11 protein-coding genes are annotated in these 18,204 nt (G+C 43.7%); 6 read left to right on the forward strand and 5 right to left on the reverse strand.

Annotated elements, in window-relative coordinates; genetic code table 11:
- Nucleotides 1-84: 84 nt before the first annotated feature.
- The 5 genes from ABD894_RS10295 to ABD894_RS10310 form a co-directional block, all read right to left on the reverse strand.
- Nucleotides 85-2,961: a ligand-binding sensor domain-containing protein gene (locus ABD894_RS10295; RefSeq protein WP_345210939.1), complete on the reverse strand. Its 2,877-nt coding sequence runs from the start codon at nucleotides 2,959-2,961 to the stop codon at nucleotides 85-87.
- A 103-nt stretch (nucleotides 2,962-3,064) separates the two neighbouring features.
- Nucleotides 3,065-4,249, reverse strand: a complete 1,185-nt coding sequence (locus ABD894_RS10300; protein ID WP_345210940.1) for an MFS transporter — start codon at nucleotides 4,247-4,249, stop codon at nucleotides 3,065-3,067.
- A gap of 141 nt (nucleotides 4,250-4,390) precedes the next feature.
- Nucleotides 4,391-6,934, reverse strand: coding sequence for a T9SS type B sorting domain-containing protein (locus ABD894_RS10305; RefSeq protein WP_345210941.1), 2,544 nt, complete (start codon nucleotides 6,932-6,934; stop codon nucleotides 4,391-4,393).
- Between the two features lie 184 nt (nucleotides 6,935-7,118).
- Nucleotides 7,119-7,301: a DUF2306 domain-containing protein gene (locus ABD894_RS28130; protein WP_425562939.1), complete on the reverse strand. Its 183-nt coding sequence runs from the start codon at nucleotides 7,299-7,301 to the stop codon at nucleotides 7,119-7,121.
- Nucleotides 7,302-7,448: 147 nt separating this feature from the next.
- Nucleotides 7,449-8,180 (reverse strand): Imm49 family immunity protein, encoded by a 732-nt coding sequence (locus tag ABD894_RS10310; RefSeq protein ID WP_345210942.1) that lies wholly within the window; start codon nucleotides 8,178-8,180, stop codon nucleotides 7,449-7,451.
- 136 nt (nucleotides 8,181-8,316) lie between these two features.
- Here ABD894_RS10310 and ABD894_RS10315 point away from each other — a divergent pair, with 136 nt between their 5' ends.
- The 6 genes from ABD894_RS10315 to ABD894_RS10340 all read left to right on the forward strand — a co-directional run bounded on the left by ABD894_RS10315 (nucleotide 8,317) and on the right by ABD894_RS10340 (nucleotide 18,191).
- Entirely contained in the window at nucleotides 8,317-8,925 is a 609-nt protein-coding gene (locus ABD894_RS10315) for an RNA polymerase sigma factor (protein ID WP_345210943.1), read from the forward strand.
- Between the two features lie 74 nt (nucleotides 8,926-8,999).
- The gene (locus ABD894_RS10320; protein ID WP_345210944.1) at nucleotides 9,000-9,950 is read left to right on the forward strand and encodes a FecR family protein; all 951 of its coding nucleotides are present in this window, start codon (nucleotides 9,000-9,002) and stop codon (nucleotides 9,948-9,950) included.
- A 114-nt stretch (nucleotides 9,951-10,064) separates the two neighbouring features.
- On the forward strand, nucleotides 10,065-13,589 hold the full coding sequence (locus ABD894_RS10325; protein ID WP_345210945.1) for a SusC/RagA family TonB-linked outer membrane protein: 3,525 nt from the start codon (nucleotides 10,065-10,067) through the stop codon (nucleotides 13,587-13,589).
- A 35-nt stretch (nucleotides 13,590-13,624) separates the two neighbouring features.
- Complete coding sequence (locus ABD894_RS10330) at nucleotides 13,625-15,418, forward strand: RagB/SusD family nutrient uptake outer membrane protein (protein ID WP_345210946.1); 1,794 nt, start codon at nucleotides 13,625-13,627, stop codon at nucleotides 15,416-15,418.
- A 31-nt stretch (nucleotides 15,419-15,449) separates the two neighbouring features.
- The gene (locus ABD894_RS10335) at nucleotides 15,450-16,289 is read left to right on the forward strand and encodes an endonuclease/exonuclease/phosphatase family protein (RefSeq protein ID WP_345210947.1); all 840 of its coding nucleotides are present in this window, start codon (nucleotides 15,450-15,452) and stop codon (nucleotides 16,287-16,289) included.
- 483 nt (nucleotides 16,290-16,772) lie between these two features.
- Nucleotides 16,773-18,191 (forward strand): SGNH/GDSL hydrolase family protein, encoded by a 1,419-nt coding sequence (locus ABD894_RS10340; protein WP_345210948.1) that lies wholly within the window; start codon nucleotides 16,773-16,775, stop codon nucleotides 18,189-18,191.
- Nucleotides 18,192-18,204: the final 13 nt, after the last annotated feature.

The following is an 18,204-nucleotide window of genomic DNA, read 5'->3' on the forward strand; positions in this document are numbered from 1 at the left end:
TTATAAAGGCGTACTCAATACACACTCAAATTAATAAGCTGTTAAACATACATTTTTACAGTTATGAGAGGTAATGATGTAGTGTTATAGCTCCATGAGAAACTCCACGAGGTTCTTATCATGCTCTAAATTGAGCTTTTTACGCAGCCTGTAGCGCCGTATTTCTATCCCCCTTAATGAGATGTTCAATAACGATGCCATTTCTTTACTATTCATGTTCATGCGCAGGTAGGCGCACAGTTTAAGGTCGTTTGGTACAAGGTCGGGATGTTTAGCTTTTAACTTCTTGAAAAAGTTTTCGTGGGTTTCATTAAAGCTGTTTTCAAACAGTATCCAGTCGCGCTCGTCGTTCATGCCATCGTCAATTACTTTCTGAATTTTGCGCAGCTGGTCTGCCGATAATTTTTTGCCGTTCGAATCTTTCAGTTCGGCAATTTCATCATGTATCTTTTGCAGCAGCTCATTTTTGTAAACAATGTTCATGGCCGAGTTAGCCAGTTCGCGGCTTTTGCCAGCCAGATCAGCCTGCAACTGCTCGTTACGGATCTTCACCAGGCGCTGCTCGTGCGCGGTGGCTTCCTGTTTCAAAAACTCTTCTTTTTCGTGCTGTAGCTTTTGCTGTAAATGAACCTTGTGCTTATGCAGTTTGTACTTATAATAGCGCTTAACACCGTAATAAGAAGCTATAATGAGCAACACATAAAACAGGAACGCTATTTTGGTAGCATACCATGGCGGCAAAACGGTAAAAGTTAAAGTGGTTATTTCCGATACCTGGTCGTTCACCTGCGCACGGACCTGAAATTCGTAGTCACCCTGATCGAGATTGGTAAACTCTTTTTGTGCCTGTATACTCCAGTCCGACCATTGTTTGGAGTACCCTTTAAGAAAATACTGGAACTTGATTTTCGATTGCCGGTAATAAGGCAGCGAGTAGGTGATGCGGATATTATTTTGCCGGTACGGAATTTCAATATTATCGCGGTTGCGGATGGTGCTCACCCTGTCGGCCACTTTTTCAACCCGGCGTATCAATACTTTGGGCAGGTTGATGGCTTTGGTAAGCGCGTTGTTATCATCATAAATTACAAAACCATCATCAACACTTATTAAATAAATGGAACTGCTGATACGGCTGATGTTTTCATAATACTGCACCATACGGCCGTTGAGCACGCTAAAACTGTTCGAGTCTATCTTTACCTTGCCGGTTACCGAAAAATCGGCCAGTGCCACGCGGCCGTGGTTAATAAACCAATATTTTTTGCCCGCCGCCGGGATGATCTTGTTTGAGGCGGCATAAGCCCCAAGTATTTTATTAAACTGATCGTATTTAAAAAAGCGGTCGGTTATATCGTCATAAACATAAAAGCCGGAGTTGCTGGAGAACAATATGCGGTTATCAAAATCAAACACGTTGATGTTATAACTTCCGGGCAGGCCCTGCCGTTGGTCGTAATATTTAATTGATGCCGCGCTACGCCCATCGGCACTAAGGGTTATCTTATAAATTCCCTTGTAAGCATGGCTCACCCATATTTGGCCCTTGCTGTCGCGTTCCAGGTATTTCGAGGGCAGGTTAAAGTCTTTTATCTTATAATCATATACCCAATTGCCCGCGGCATCTTTACGATATATAACAATACCATTATAGGTGCCTTGTATAAGTTGGGTGTCGCTTATTTTTTTGATGTTCCAGCCACCGTTTTCAGATGATATTTTGGTGATGGCATCACCATCTACCTGAAAGGTTCCGTCGTTATGCCCGCAGAGGAGTTTACCGTCAATGAGCGATAAATCCCAAACCTGACCCTGCGTGCCCGGGATCAGCTTAAAATCAAACGACTGAAACAACTGGTTTTTATTGCCCGGCAGCCAGTCGCTGTAAAACAAACCCTGGTTGGTGCCCAGGTATATTTTATTATTGTTGATAATACTGGAGTATACCGTACCGAACTTGCCGGTTTTATCAAAGTAAAAGTACAGGGGCGAGATCACCTCAATACAGTCTATCCCGTTATCAAGCCCGGCCCAAAGGTTCTGCTCATTATCCAGGTAAAGACTCAAAACGGTATTATTCTGCAATCCGCTCGATTTATTGATATGCTGCACCACGTTGCCCGCCGCGTCGATAATTATAATACCGTTGAGGATGGTGCCAAAGGCGAAGTAGTTGCCGGGTATCACTACGCCGTTATTGATCTGGTAGCGCTTTATAAAATCGTCAGCCTGTGTTTTCCATGGTGTTATGCTGATGCCATCGTACAGGTAAAAGCCGTTTTTGGCGGTGGCTATCAGGTAGCGGGTTTTGTCGAAAGGGAGTATAGATAATACACCGATACCTAAAATGTTACTTCCTTTAATATAGCTGAGGCTGTCGCCTTTTAGCTCGAACAAGCCGGTGCCCACCCTTTCAATAAGGTAACGGTTACCCGCCTTAAACAGGAACAGATAGGGCTGATTGGTTTTTATGGCGCTTATTTTACCCTTGCTGTAAATATAGATCACCCCGAAAGATTGAAAGATGATCCTGTCTTTATCTACATAAATCTTCCACACTTCTTCGTTAAGCTGGTACTTTTTGGGGATGAGTTTTACGAGGGATGTGTATTTGAACTGCCCGTTACTATCGTTGGCCCAGTACCCAATTTCGCCGAAGGCACCGGTATAGATTTTGCCGTGACCATCTGCCGCTACCGCGCGAACGATGAGGTTGTTGGGCAGGCGGTATAACTGCCAGTTTCGTCCGTCGAATGATAGCAAGCCTTCCGAGTTGCCAAAGTACATCATGCCGTTTGCATCCTTGGTTTCGGCCCAGTTTTGATTGCCCGACTGATAAATGCTCTTGGTATAGTTATGAACGTAGGGCACACCAATGCTTTTGATATTGGCGGCGTTAAGCCCTTGAGTGCATATCGTATAAAATAAAATAAAGAAGAATAGCTTAAATGCTTTAAACATAAGTGCTACAGTATTTTTTCGGATTAATTGGTATACAAAAATAGCGTTAATAAAACTTAAACTTTAATTAACGCTATTTATAATAGGTAAGTGTACGAAGTACTCAGGCAATAAGTTCGCTCTCGCGGATGATCTTTTCTTCGCTTGTGTTTTGAATTTTTATGAATAACAAGGCAAACAGCACACCGATAACGGCCATTATTGCACCCACTACCGATGGCGAATTATAACCCAAGCCCACGGCAATAGGCAAGCCGCCAAAGAAAGCACCCAGCGCGTTGCCAATGTTGAAGGCAGCCTGTGTAACTGCCGCGCCCAGCATTTCGGCACCTTTGGCGGTATTGATCATTAATATTTGAATAGGGGAGGCAAGTGCTATTGATAAAGCCCCGGCAATAAAAGTAAGTGCCAGTGATATTACCTGGCTGCCCGATAAGAAGTAAATGGCAACCAGCGTAATAGCCATTGCTATTAACAATACCGCGCAGGCTTTAACCGGTTCAACTTTATCGGCCAGTTTACCGCCAATTACATTACCAACCACCATGCCGAAACCCGCCAGCACCAGTATATACGAAACACTATTAGCAGCGAAATGCGAAACTTCGGTCATCAAAGGGGCTATATAGCTGATCCAGGCGAATAAGCCGCCGGTACCGATAGCAGTGATCAAAATGATCAGCCAGGCATCAACACGTTTAAACAGGCTCATTTCTGATTTGATATTACCGCTGCGGCTCACCGGTAAGGCAGGCAGCCATATTTTCAGGAAGATTAAAGTTACCACCCCAATAAAAGCCACTATGCCGAAGGTAAACCTCCACGAATAATGGTGACCAATATAGGTGCCCAGCGGCACGGTAAGCAGGTTAGCGATGGTAAGCCCGGCAAACATCATGGATATGGCCTGTGCCTGTTTGCCCTTGTCGGCCAGGCGGCTGGCTACTACCGAGCCCACGCCAAAGAAAGCGCCATGCGGTAAACCCGCGAACAGGCGAGCTAAGAACAAGGTTGTATTATTAGGCGCGAATGCCGAAAACGCGTTGAAAACAGTGAAGATCATCATTAACGCCAGCAAGATCTTTTTGGGTGCAAAGCTGCTGCTCATTACTACCAGCAAAGGCGCGCCAATTACCACACCAAGCGCGTAGGCCGATATTAAGTGACCTGCAACAGGAATGCTGATATTAAAGTCCTTCGCTATATCGGGCAGCAGGCCCATCATTACAAACTCGGTAGTACCTATACCTAAGCCCCCAAGCAAAAGCGGGAATAAACTCTTTTTCAAACCGGAATAAATTATGCGGCAATTTCCGCTGTTTATGCTGCAAATTTAAGCAATAAGGCAAGTAAAACACTTAATAAAGTGTCATTTTTACACTAAGTGGATGCGTTTTTTAAGAAGGGGATTGTTTTTTTACGAAGAATGCTAACGTAGTATAGTTACATTGCCTGATAATGCTGGCTTATTACCTTTAAAACTTATAATGTAATAATAGGTTGCTGCCGGTAAATTATTGCCGTTACGTGTACCATCCCATGGTTTTGAATAGCCTGCAGAGCGGTAAACAATGCTTCCGTAGCGGTTGTATATATTTACAAGGCAATCAGGGTAATCTAAAAGACCGTTTATTTTCCAGGTATCGTTAATGCCATCAGCATTAGGGCTAAAAGTGTTAGGAATAACTATAGGTTTCTGTACAATTACAACTGTAGTTAATTCAAGCATACAATCGTTAACCGAAGTAATTTCGAGTGAGTAAGTTGTGGTATTTAACGGGTTGGCTATCGGGTTGGCTATGTTTGGGTTGTTAAGTCCGTTATCCGGCGACCATTTGAAGCTCTTAATGTCATTAATATCGCTATATATATTAGGGTTTAGCTGCACCGGTTTTCCAAGCTCTGCAATAAATTGATTTTGCAACTTAGCAGATGGATTAGGAAAAATAACTGCCTGAAATGATGGGCTTACAGCTGGTATTACACAAGCAGCCGCACTACTTACAGTGCAGCGTAATACATCGCCGGCTTTAAGTTGTATAGAGGTGAAAACGTCACTGTTATTGCCCGTGTTTATATTGTTAACCTGCCATTGATAATTAATAGCGGTATTCCCGGCGTTTACGGTAGCTTTAAATGTAACATCACCGCCATTACAAAGCGGATATTCTGATATAGGTGCTATAATTACAGATAGGGTAGTACCTGGTAATGTGTTAATAATTACTTTATTTGACGAGGCCGTAGTAGAGGTTAAACATGCAGTTGAATTACTTGTAATGATACATTGCATAATATCACCCTGGGCAAGACTGTTTGTGGTAAATGTTGAACTGTTATTACCTGTAGAAATACCGTTAACCTGCCATTGATAGTTTGGACTATCGCCACCATTAACCGTAGCGGCAGTAAATGTTACAGCCACGCCGGTGCATACCACCCCCGGGTCATTAATGCTAACCGTTGGGCTTACAGCCAGCGTTACGGTTAATACATTTGTTTTTGGGATGCCATTCATGGTAGCAGTGATGTTTGCCATACCCGGCCCTGTAATGTGTATTTTGCCTGCTACAACCATGGCGACTGCGGCATTATCGCTGCTGTACACAATAGGGAAATTACCTGTGGCTCCGGCATCAAAATCAGCATCGCAAACAGTTTTATCAGGTATAGGGTTAAATGTAAAAACCGAAGCAGGCAACACCGTAATATTCACAATAAAAGAATTGCTGCCGGCAGAATTGTATGCGGTAACAGTATAATTTCTTGCCGGTGAGGTTACTGTAGGCGTACCGCTTATCTGCCCTGTGGTTTCGTCAAAGGTTAATCCGGCAGGTAGTTTAGGGCTAATAGTGTAATAGCCATTAATATCTATTTTGCGTATCAGGTTATTTAATTCATCGGCAACATATATCACTCCACCCGGTCCAATCGCTACCCCGGACGGATTGCGGAAGCTTGCTTCAGTCCCCTTTCCGTTTCTGTTACCCGGTAAACCGGTACCTGCCAAAGTGGTTACTACCCCGCCTGGGGTAACGCGCTTTATTTTATGATTATTACGATCGGCAATATATAGGGTGCCATTGTTATCAATTGCCACACCTGTAGGGTAGGCAAAAGAGGCATCACGCGGAAGAGGCGCATCCTTATCTCCGGGAATACCATTGCCGGCATATGTGTTAACAAACCCGGTAGGCGATATTTGTCTGACTATATGGTTTATAACATCAGCCACATATAAATAGCCGGCTTTATCAATGGTAATGCCATATGGGGCTAAAAAAGAAGCTGTAGTTGGGCCTCCATTAGTAGAGCCCGGCCGGCCGGTCCCCGTAAAAGTGCTCACAATACCCAATGTGTTTATTTTGCGTATTACAAGGTTATTAGCATCCACCACAAATATATTTCCTAAGGCATCAGTAACAAGCGCGCCGGGCTCTCTGAAAGTAGCTAAATTAGCAGGGCCATTATCAAAACCGCGATTACCTGAACCTGCTACCTTACTCACGGTGCCATCGGTAGCTATTTTGCGTACCATTTGATTGTTTTCGTCGGCTATGTACATATTGCCTGTTAAATCAAAGGTAAGCCCTGCCGGTCTGTTAAATTGTGATGACGTTAAACTGCCATCTTTATAACCGGCTATACCAGTACCTGCGTATGTGCTTACAAAGCCTGCCGGGGTTATACGCCGTATTTGGTTATTATCAATTTCTGTTACAAAAATATTACCATCGGCGGCAACACCAATACCGCGTGGTGCACTAAATTTTGCAATATCACCCGCCCCATTAGTTGTACCCGCTACTCCGGTACCCGCCAATGTAATTACCTCACCGTAGTTACCCATAGGGCCGCCATTGTTTACGGGTGTTAATGGAGTAATGGGGGTGTTAATAATGTATGTTTGAGGAGTTGGATAAGTGATATTTGGTGGTTGAGCAATAGTAGTTTGAGCGCTTAAAAAAAACATCAGCAATAGCACTTTACAAGGCGTAAAGACCCTTATTAACTCAATTGCTCGTTTCAGAATGGTCATTTAATAGTATTTCCATTTCCAAAATAGGGTATTTTTGCCGATTTTGTGTTATCAATACTTTTTTAAACGAAAATTTATAACCGAATAAGTGTTAAAATACATGCGCACAAGAAAAAGGTTATCTTTTTTTACTAAATATAAAATAGATAATAAGTTCAGCTACCAATAAGTTGCCTGTCCAGCCGAGCCAGGCAACCACTCTGTAAACATCCATTGGTCTGGGTTGAAGTAAAAGTACCAGTCCCCATTTCCATAAGCGTAAACTTATAGCCGATAGAGTTAGCGCATAACTGCGGTACATCCATTTTTTTATGGAACGCCCGAATGGGCTCAAATTCGAAAAGATAACCTTAAGAACAGTATTTAGCGGAGTACTATCCTTCGAAAAAACGAGAATAGCGAGGGTGATTCCTTCGCTATTCTCGTTTTTGATGGAGATTTAATATTGTTATGAAATATAACTGTAACCTGAATAGGTATCAACCGGTTCAACCGGCATCAATTTAATTGGTACCAACGGGCTGTTTAAGTCAATTTGATAACCCTTTATCCACGCCAATTTTGTAAATCCTGCGGTGTCAATTGAAAGAAAGTTACAATATAATTCGTTGTTACTATTACGTTTTACATGTGTGCTTAAATAATCTATCAATCCTTTTCTAATCAGGTCAGGATCCTTTTGTGCGAAACCTTCTAAAACAGGTAAGATATTTGCATATTTTGAAAGACTTTTTACTTTGGTAAGTCGTGTAAAGCAATGGATATTCCATGCTACTTTTTCCCAGTCATCAAGCAATATATTCTGAACAACGTTAGTAAATTGATAGCCTATACCTGTTTCGTTATTTGCTTTGTTCTTTAATACAGAATAGGTATTGATCAAGTCTTTACTATCAGAGAATAATGCATAGCTAATTTGATAAATACCGCTATCAATAACCCGCCAGTCAAATTTACGGCTCATAAATTCGGGTATAAGTGCTGCTTTATAAAATAGTTCCCGGGCTTTTTTATAATCGTTGTTTACATTAATTTCATATAAAGCACGAACAACATTGACAAATTCTAAAAAAGGTACATAATAATAAATACCATTTGGCTCTTTTATTTTTTCAGGTATGCTTGCTTCATCGCGTAATCTTTCGTGGTAAATTAATTTTAGATGTTCAAGTTTTTCCATTAGTAGTTTAAAAGTTTTAATATAACTATTTCTCCTCATTAAAAAAATCCACCGCTAATTCACTTCCTAACTAATTTATAAACTTAATACCTCTTTACTTAACATTCACTTTACTTTGGTGGTTTACATTTGCGGCATGCGCAAATGTGATACTTCGCTTACTGACGATGAATTGGTGGAAAGGCTTAAGCAAGATAATACAAATGCTTTTGATATACTTTACGATCGTTATTGGAAGTCCCTTTATATAGCAGCTCAAACCAGGGTAGATGATGAGGATACCGCTAAAGATATAGTACAAAACCTGCTCATAGACCTCTGGCAAAAGCGTAATGAACTGCAAATAAACACCAGTTTAAGGCAGTTCCTGTTCGGCGCGGTTAAGCTAAAGGTATTGCATCACTTCCGGTCGGAAAACATTAAACAGAGCGCCATTGAGAATGCTTTGGAGCGCATGAGCGAACTCACTTACTCTCCGGAAGGCTTATCTACCTACTTCGATCTCGAAAAAATAGTGAGCGAAGAAGTGGAGGTGATGCCTGCCAATATGAAACAATCTTTTTTATTGCGGAGCGATAGCTATTCGGTGAAGGAAATAGCCGAAAGCCTTAACCTTGCCGAGCAAACCGTATCAAACAATATCACCGAAGCCCTAAAGCGTTTAAAGCGCCGCTTAAAGGTGGAATATCCCGACCGTTATATGCATTGCTTCGCGCTGTTCGTTATCCTGTTTACGAAAAGTTAACGCAAAGTTGATGTAAAATAGAAGTAGTAAAGCGGTTTCTGTGCAACATGTATATGTAAAAAGCACAGAACTGCATGAAGCCACCGCAACTAAAAAAATTAATTGACCGCTACCTTAAAAATAACGTAACCGATAAGGAACGGCAACTGGTTGACGAGTGGTACCAAAGCTACGAGGGCGACAAAAACGCGCTATCTGCCGAAAAAGAAGCCAGACTAAAGAAAGAGATCTACCGCCATGTAAAAGGGCAGATAGATACGCCGTCTGCAAAAATACGCTGGCTTAATATTACCCGCTATGCCGCAGCCGCGGTAACTATATTGCTTATTTCGGTTGGTCTGCTTTTTCGTAAAAAAGCTGCCGAGCACAGCAATAAAGAAGCCTATACCATTATTAAAACAGGTACCGGACAGGTACGTAAACTGCAATTGCCCGATGGCTCTACCGTGTGGCTGAATGCCATGAGCAGCATCCGCGTGAGCGAAGATTTTGAGAACAAAACTTTCCGTAACATTTATCTTGACGAAGGCGAAGCGTTTTTTGAAGTAAAAAAGAATCCCGCACGCCCGTTTTTGGTGATCACCCGTAATATTACTACCCGTGTGCTGGGTACATCATTTAATGTTAAGGCCTACAATAAACTCAATAACGCCACCGTAACCGTGCGCACGGGCCGGGTACAGGTAAACGATAAGCAAAGGCAACTGGCCGTGTTGCTGCCCGACCAAAAGATCATCTATTCCATAAAAGACCATACCAGCATTATGGTTACGGGCGATGGCGGTAAAAGCAAAGCCTGGACGGATGGGCAAACCATACTTAACCAGGCATCATTTAAAGAGCTGGCGCTGGCATTTAAAAGCCTTTACGGCGTACAGTTAACCAGCAAAAACAAACTGACAACATCCTATAAATATAACGTAACCATCAGTTCATCGCACACTGTTGACCAGGCAATGAAAATAATATGCTCGGTGCATCAAAACACTTTCAGGAGGAAGAATAATGAAGTAATTATTTATTAAAATAAAAAAAGCCGGTCTGTAGCAGGCCGGCCGTAGTTGCAAAGCCAATAGATTGAGCCCTATTAGCTTATGCCCTTAGTTTCTCTGTTAAAAATTCACTAAGAACTCAAAAGTATGAAAAAAAACTTACGTCGCTTAAGTAAAGCTATGCGTATCACGTTTATTATTTACACCATAATTATTGCGGGCGCAGGTGTACTTATTGCCGCCCCCACCACCGGACAGATCTTTGATAAACGCGTTAGCGTTTCACTCAAGAACGAAACCCTGTTAGGTTCTATCCAAAAGATCCAGCAGGCCGGTAACATTGATTTCGCTTACGATCCGTTGCTGATTAGCCTTACGGATGTGCAGATCAAGAACAGCTCGTTCAGCAACGAGCGTTTAGCTACTATATTGAACAGGCTTTTCGCTGATACCCGAATAGGGTTTAAAGAAGAGGTAAAAGGTACTGTTACCCTATACAAAAAAGCCGAACCGGGTAAAATAGTTGGTAAGGTTTTGGATGAAAAAGGCGAGCCGCTTGCCGGCGCTACCGTAACCTTGCTTGAATCGGGTAGGGGCACACAAGCCGATATTAACGGCGCGTTTGTGATCACTGCCGATGAAGGTAACTATACCGTAGTGGTAAGCTTTATATCTTATGAGGCAAAACGCATCCCGGGTGTTAAAATTAAAGCGGGCGAAACCACGCAGTTAAATACTATTACTATGGTGGCCCAATCGGGTAGCCTGAACGAGGTATTGGTAGTAGGTTACGGCACGCAAAAAAAGGAAAACCTTACCGGCGCGGTTGACCAGGTTACTTCAAGGGTATTGGAAAACCGTTCGCTGCCTAACCTTTCGCAAGGCTTACAGGGTGTATTGCCAAACTTAAACCTGGTACCTTTGGATGGTAAACCGGTGCAGTCGCCGGCGTACAACATCAGGGGTATAACCTCAATTGGCCAGGGTGGTAACGCGCTGGTATTGGTTGATGGTGTTGAAGGCGATCCAAGCCGCATTAACCCTAATGATGTGGCCAGCGTATCGGTACTTAAAGATGCAGCTTCGGCGGCTATTTACGGCGCGCGTGGTGCTTTCGGGGTGATATTGATCACTACCAAAAATCCATCTAAAGAGAAAACCAGCGTTAGCTACTCGTTCAATCAATCTATAAAAAGCCCAACTACGGTACCCGAGTTTGTTACCGACGGTTACACCTTCGCCAAAATGTTTAACGAAGGCTGGAGCGCATGGAACGATTACGCGCAAACGCCTCAAAATATCAACAAAACAGTTAAGTTTTCACCGGCTTACTTAGCCGAACTGGAGAAACATGCCAACGATCCGTCGTTGCCGTCAACCATCGTAAATTCAGCAGGTGAGTATGAGTACTATGGCAATACCGACTGGTATAAGCTGCTGTACAAAGATCATAACAGCGCACGTGAGCATAACCTTTCGGTATCGGGCAACAGCGGTAAAACCGACTTCCTGATCACCGGTCGTTATTTTTCACAGGATGGTTTGTTCCGTTATAATTCCGACGACTACAACATCTACAACTTAAGGGCAAAAGCCTCATTACAGGTTTACCCATGGTTAAAGTTATACAACAACGCCGATTACTCAAATATGAAATACCATAACCCGCTAAACGTAGGCGAGGGTGGTAGTATATGGCGTAACATTGCCGATGAAGGCCATACTATGGCACCTATGTTTAATCCCGATGGTACACTTACCTATTCGGCAGCATACTCGGTTGGCGATTATTTTTACGGTAAAAACGGTATCAACTTTGATACCCGAGTGTTCAGGAACACCACAGGTTTTGCGGCCGACTTTTTTGATAACACGTTCAGGGTAAAAGGCGATTTCACTTTCCAGAATACTGATAACAACCAGGACAGGAAACGCGTACCTGTACCATACAGCCGCAAACCCGGAGTTATTGAATACGTAGGTACCAACTACAATGATTTGCAAAACCTTAGTCAGCGTACACAATATGTAGCTACCAATATTTACAGTGAATACGAGCCGAAATTAAAAGGCGGCCATTACTTTAAGGCGTTGGCCGGTTTTAACTTTGAGCAATCGACATTCAAGAGCCTGGAAATGGTACGTAACGGTTTAATATCTGAAGATGCTACTGACATTAACCTTGCGCTTGGCCAGGGTATTACTACCAAAGGTGGTTGGGAACGTTGGGATATTATGGGTGGTTTTTACAGGTTGAACTATGCCTATAAAGATCGTTACCTGATTGAAGCTAACGGCAGGTACGATGGTTCATCTAAATTCCCTTCAAACCAGCGTTACGCTTTCTTCCCTTCAGTATCGGCAGGCTGGCGTTTATCAAACGAGCCTTTTTGGAAGGTATCAAAAGATCTTGTCACCAACCTGAAGATCAGGGCTTCATACGGCTCATTAGGTAATGGTAGCATTGGTTCGTACCAGTTTCAAGAGCAGTTTGTTATTGCCAAATCGGGCAGGGTGCTTAATGGCGTGTTGCCGCAAAAAACAAGTCAGCCGCGTGTATTGCCTGATGGCTTAACGTGGGAAACCTCAAATACTTCAAACTTAGGTTTAGATCTGGGTATGCTGTCAAACCGTTTATCTGTAACGGGCGATGCTTACATCCGCAGAACAAATAATATGTTCACCACCGGTATGACCTTACCAGCCGTATTTGGTACCGATATTCCGAAAGGTAACTATGCCGATCTGAAAACCAAGGGCTGGGAGGTATCAGTTGCCTGGAGAGACAGGATAAAAGTAGCCGACAAACCGTTTGGTTACGGCATAAGATTAACCCTTGCCGATTATACCGCACAAATTACCAAGTTTAACAACCCTGATAAAAAGCTAAGCGATTACTATGCGGGCCAAACCGTAGGCGAAATTTGGGGCTATGAAACGGCGGGTTACTTTACCTCTGCCGAGGATATTGCCAATTCGCCAAAGCAAACGCTTATCAAGGCGTCTACCACAGGCCAGCTTTTACCGGGTGATATCAAATTCAGGGATTTAAACGGCGATGGCGTGATCAATGATGGCGACCAAACCGTGGGCAACCCGGGCGACAGAAGAGTTATTGGTAACGCAACGCCAAGGTATACTTATGGTATTGGTGTGGATGCCGATTGGAACAACTTCTTCTTCTCGGCCTTCTTTCAGGGTGTAGCCAAACGCGATTGGTATCCTGGTTCAGAAGCCGGAGTTTTTTGGGGCCAGTACAACAGGCCGTACAACAAAGTGCCGGTATCGCAGCTTGATAAAATATGGTCGGAGAGCAACCCTGATGCTTACTTCCCGCGTTACCGCGGCTATGTGGCGCAAAACGGAGCGGGTGAGCTAACCCAGGCGCAAACCAAATATTTGCAAAACGCGGCATACCTGCGTATGAAAAATATCCAGATTGGTTATAACCTGCCATTGAGCCTTATTCAACGTGTGAAATTGAGCAGTCTGCGTGTATTCGTATCAGGAGAAAACCTGTTAACATGGTCGCCGCTGTACAAGATCACTAAGGATATCGATCCTGAAAGCATCAACGGATCTGACAGGATACTAACCGATGGTACCAGCGGTAACGGTAATAACTACCCTATACTTAAAAGCGTAACCTTAGGTTTAACAGCCACATTTTAATCATTATTAGTACAAACAATTTAAATAGCTTAAATATGTTTTCCCGAAAATTAACATTTATAAGGCCATTGCTGATAATGCTGCTTTCAGGCATTATTATAACCGGCTGTAAAAAATTAGACCAACTGCCGCAGGATTCAGCGCTTAACAGTACCGTTTTTTCAAGTGAGGCAGGTTTGCAGCTTTATGCCAACTCTTTTTATGATATTTTGCCTGATGCCGGCGCAATGGTGCGCGGCGATGCCATGGCAGATTATGCTGCTCGTACATCAGTACCCGATTTTTTAAGGCCAGGCGCTTTCGGTCCGCGTCAAAGCAGCGGTTGGGAGTGGGCCGGCCTGCGCAATATCAATTACTTTATTGAAAATTGCAACAGGCCATCAGTGCCGCTTGCAACGCGCCAAAATTATATAGGTTTGGCCCGCTTTTTCAGGGCATGGTTTTATTTTGATAAACTTAGACGTTTTGGTGATGTGCCATGGATAAACAAAACCATGAAAATTGACGACCCCGCTTTGTATAACGGTCGTGATAAACGCACACTCGTGGTTGACTCTATTATTGCCGATCTTGATTATGCCGGTCAGTATATCAACAGTACTGATAAAACGCGTAGCTTGATCACTAAATACGTTGCCTACGCATTTAAATCAAGAGTATGCCTTTTTGAGGGTACTTTCAGAAAATACCATGACGAGTACGGCCTGCAATCATCTGCCGAAGGCTTACTTACAAAGGCGGCTGAAGCGGCACAAAAAGTAATAACAGAGGGCGGCTTTGCATTAAATACCACCGGTGGTACCGATAAAACTTACAGGGCGTTGTTCAACAGCCAGGCCCCGGTAGCATCTGAAGTGATACTGGCAGCGGTGGTTGACCCTGCATTGGGTGTTTTTAACGATTCTAACTGGTACTGGACAAGTGCTACCTATGGCGATAGGTTAAGCTTCATCCGCACATTTGTGAATACCTATCTTAATATTGATGGTACACCGTTTACCGACAAGCCGGGTTATAAAACCATGCCGTTTGCCGAAGAAGTAAAAGGCCGCGATATGCGCTTGCAGCAAACCATACGTATGGGTAACTATACACGCCTGAACGGTGCTACGCAACAAATAGCCCCGCCGGTGTTTTCGTATACCTATACAGGTTATCAGCCTATAAAATTAACGCAGGATGATGCCTCGATGGATGGCGGTAGTCGTAATACCAATTCTATACCGGTGATGCGTTATGCCGAGGTATTATTAAACTATGCTGAAGCAAAAGCCGAACTGAATACCCTTACCGATGGCGACTGGAATCAAACCATTGGTGCCCTACGCAGAAGAGCGGGCATAACCGGTAACACCGGCACCAAACCAACGGTTGCCGATCAGTACCTGAAAACAAATTATTTCCCTGCCATATCTGATCCTTCTTTGCTGGAGATCAGACGCGAGCGTGGTATTGAGCTGGCCTTTGAAGGGTTAAGATTCAGTGATATTATAAGATGGAAACGCGGCGAGCTGATGGATCAAACCTGGAACGGTTTTTACGTGCCAAAAGTAGATGTACCAATGGATTTGAACGATGATGGTGTACTTGATGTATGTTTTTATACCGTATTGCCTGCCAAAGAAAATCAGGTGGCTGGTGTAACTTACGTAAGTATTGCCGCAACATTAAGCAACGGCACACCAAACCCCGAAAGACTTAACAGCGATAATGAGTTAACATGGTTAACAACCGTACAGCGTAAATGGGATGATAAATTCTATTTATATCCTATCCCGGAAAAAGATAGATTGCAAAATCCGAAAATTGGGCAAAACCCGGGTTGGTAACAATAGTTTATTAATTATACATTTATCCTGAATGAAAACAAAGCATTATCTATTTACAGCATTATTTATGCTGGTTTGCCTGCAAGGCTGGGCGCAACACCTTATAGTAGGTACGTTTAACCTGCGTTATGATAACCAGGGCGATACGGGCAATCTTTGGGTGAACCGTGCCCCGGTAGCGGCAGCACTCATCCGTTTTCACCAGTTTGATGTTTTTGGTACGCAGGAAGGTTGGAAGAACCAACTGGACGATATCAACAACGCACTGCCCGAATATCAGCATTATGGCTTAGGTCGCGATGACGGTAAAGATGGCGGCGAGCATTCGGCTATCTTTTTCAGAAAAGACCGTTTCGAACTGCTTAAAAAAGGCGATTTCTGGTTATCGGAAACTCCGGATAAACCGGGTTTAGGTTGGGATGCTACCTGCTGTAACCGCATCTGCTCGTGGGTGTACCTGCTGGATAAGCAAAGCAAAAAGAAGTTCTATTTCTTTAACGCGCACTTTGATCACCAGGGTGAAATTGCCCGCGAAGAAAGCGGTAAGCTGATCCTGAAAAAGATCAAAGAAATTGCAGGCAAAGAAAAGGCCTTCTTCACCGGCGACCTGAATGGCGATCATAACAGCACCTGGTACCAGCGTTTAGCTACTTCAAACTATTTGGTTGATACTTATAGCCAGGCAGCTCATCCGTATGTGTTCAGCGCTTCGTTCAATTCATTTGGTAAGGCTCTGGATAAGGACGGCATCATTGACCATATTTTTACCACTGGTAAAGTAAACGTGAAAAGATGGGGTGTATTAACCGACAGCTATCGCGGTAAATATCCTTCAGATCATTTCCCGGTACTGGCCGAGGTTGAACTGTAAATTTTAATTGATGATTTAAATATCAAGGCTGCTTTCTGAAAGGGAGGTAGCCTTTTTTTGTTGTGGTCACGGCTAAAAGGTGTCTTTAGGCAATCGTATAGTTAACTCACCCGGTCTACGCTTCGCTGGACCTCCCTCTCTCCGGCTTTGCCGCAAAGAGGATTGAATGAAATAATAAATATACAAGCCCCTCTTTCCGCTTACGGAGTGAGGGGTGACGAGCGAAGCGATGTCGGGGTGAGTCGATATGATCAACTCTAAGTGTCGATTATGCTAAGGAAGACTACGCTTCCGTATCCCAATCGACACTTGTATTAAGCCCTCTCCCATGGAGATGGTTGGATGAGGCTATACAGCTTATTCCCAACTCGCTTTATTTTACAATTTGCTAAATCGATACCTCATTTTAATTTATATATTTGTTTATAACCAGTTATGCCGCGTTGGCAGATATTATTAAACCAGATCAAACCCACATTTAAAATGCTTGTTATCAAAAAATTAAAAGAGAAACTTACCTTACGCGTTTGCGCTGTAATGGTGCTGCTTGTTTCGTTTACTGCTATTGCTAAAGCTCAAACGGTAGCACCATTTAAAAACGGCGACCGGGTGGCATTTGTTGGTAACAGCATTACCGATGGCGGGCACTACCATTCTTACATCTGGCTTTATTACATGACGCGCTTCCCCGATATGCGGGTTACCTTTTTTAATGCCGGCATAGGCGGCGATATTGCTAAGCAGATTGCCCGCCGGTTTGATGATGACGTACTCAACCGCAACCCAACGGTGGTTACTGTTACCTGGGGGATGAACGATACCGGTTACATGGAATGGTTTGCTGATAACGCGCAGGAAACTTTCAGAAAACGCCTTGATACTTCTATAAAATACTACCATATTATTGAAGAGAAGCTTAAGCGCCTGCCGAATGTGAAAAAGGTGCTCGTAGCCTCATCGCCTTATGATGAAACCACTACATCGGCCCCCAATAATTTATATAAAGGCAAAAGCGCGGCGCTGTTGCAGATAGCAGAATTTCAGGAAGCGGCGGCTAAAAAGAACCAATGGGGATTCATCGATCTTAACCGCCCCATGACGGCTATTAACAAACAAGGCCAGGCTACCGACCCTGCTTTCAGCCTTACACCTAACGACCGGATTCACCCCGATAACGATGGCCACATGGTGATGGCTTACCTCATATTAAAAGCGCAGGGACTGGCCAATAACTCCGTTGCCAATGTGCAGATTGAGGCAGGCAGCCAAAAAGTAGTTAAAGCCGAGAATGCGGTAGTGAATAAGCTAAGCCGCACGACAAATGACATTACCTTCAATTACCTTGCAAAGGCCTTGCCTTATCCGCTGGATACCGTGGTACGGGGCTGGGGCAATCATCGCAGGCAGGCCGACGCGCTGAAAGTTATTCCGTTCATCAAAGAATTTAACCAGGAGGTGCTCGCGGTAAAGGGGCTTGCGAGCGGCAAGTACAGCCTGCAAATTGACGGGCAGGCAATAGGTAACTGGTCGGCAGATGATTTGGCAAAGGGTATAAACCTTGCCGAACAAACCAATACACCGCAATACCAGCAGGCATTGCAGGTAATGGCCTTGAACGAAGAACGCTGGGAAATAGAGCGTCGTTTCCGCAACCACGCCTTTATTGAGTTCAATGTACTTTTCGACCGTGGTTTGTACAACGCCGATAACGCCGTGGCGATGGATACCGTGAACGCCGTAGCCAAAAGGGAAATATTTGTAGCAGGCAATAAATCAACCTACCTTACATCGCAATACAAAAGCGTACGCCAGGCCTGGCAAATGGAAATGGACCTGCTGTTGGCGCAAATCTACAAGTTGAATAAGCCGGTGGTGAGGCAGGTGAATTTAACAAGATTGTAGGGTCGGTGAGGAA

The organism is Mucilaginibacter gynuensis, from assembly GCF_039541195.1.
In the GTDB taxonomy this organism is placed as follows: Bacteria; Bacteroidota; Bacteroidia; order Sphingobacteriales; family Sphingobacteriaceae; genus Mucilaginibacter; species Mucilaginibacter gynuensis.

Bases quoted from the DNA above. Each gene is read 5' to 3' on its own strand.
- ABD894_RS10310 (WP_345210942.1), bottom strand. From the start codon at position 8,180: ATGGAAAAACTTGAACATCTAAAATTAATTTACCACGAAAGATTACGC.
- ABD894_RS10335 (WP_345210947.1), top strand. From the start codon at position 15,450: ATGAAAACAAAGCATTATCTATTTACAGCATTATTTATGCTGGTTTGC.
- ABD894_RS10320 (WP_345210944.1), top strand. From the start codon at position 9,000: ATGAAGCCACCGCAACTAAAAAAATTAATTGACCGCTACCTTAAAAAT.
- ABD894_RS28130 (WP_425562939.1), bottom strand. From the start codon at position 7,301: ATGTACCGCAGTTATGCGCTAACTCTATCGGCTATAAGTTTACGCTTA.
- ABD894_RS10305 (WP_345210941.1), bottom strand. From the start codon at position 6,934: ATGTTTTTTTTAAGCGCTCAAACTACTATTGCTCAACCACCAAATATC.
- ABD894_RS10340 (WP_345210948.1), top strand. From the start codon at position 16,773: ATGCTTGTTATCAAAAAATTAAAAGAGAAACTTACCTTACGCGTTTGC.
- ABD894_RS10325 (WP_345210945.1), top strand. From the start codon at position 10,065: ATGAAAAAAAACTTACGTCGCTTAAGTAAAGCTATGCGTATCACGTTT.
- ABD894_RS10295 (WP_345210939.1), bottom strand. From the start codon at position 2,961: ATGTTTAAAGCATTTAAGCTATTCTTCTTTATTTTATTTTATACGATA.
- ABD894_RS10330 (WP_345210946.1), top strand. From the start codon at position 13,625: ATGTTTTCCCGAAAATTAACATTTATAAGGCCATTGCTGATAATGCTG.
- ABD894_RS10315 (WP_345210943.1), top strand. From the start codon at position 8,317: ATGCGCAAATGTGATACTTCGCTTACTGACGATGAATTGGTGGAAAGG.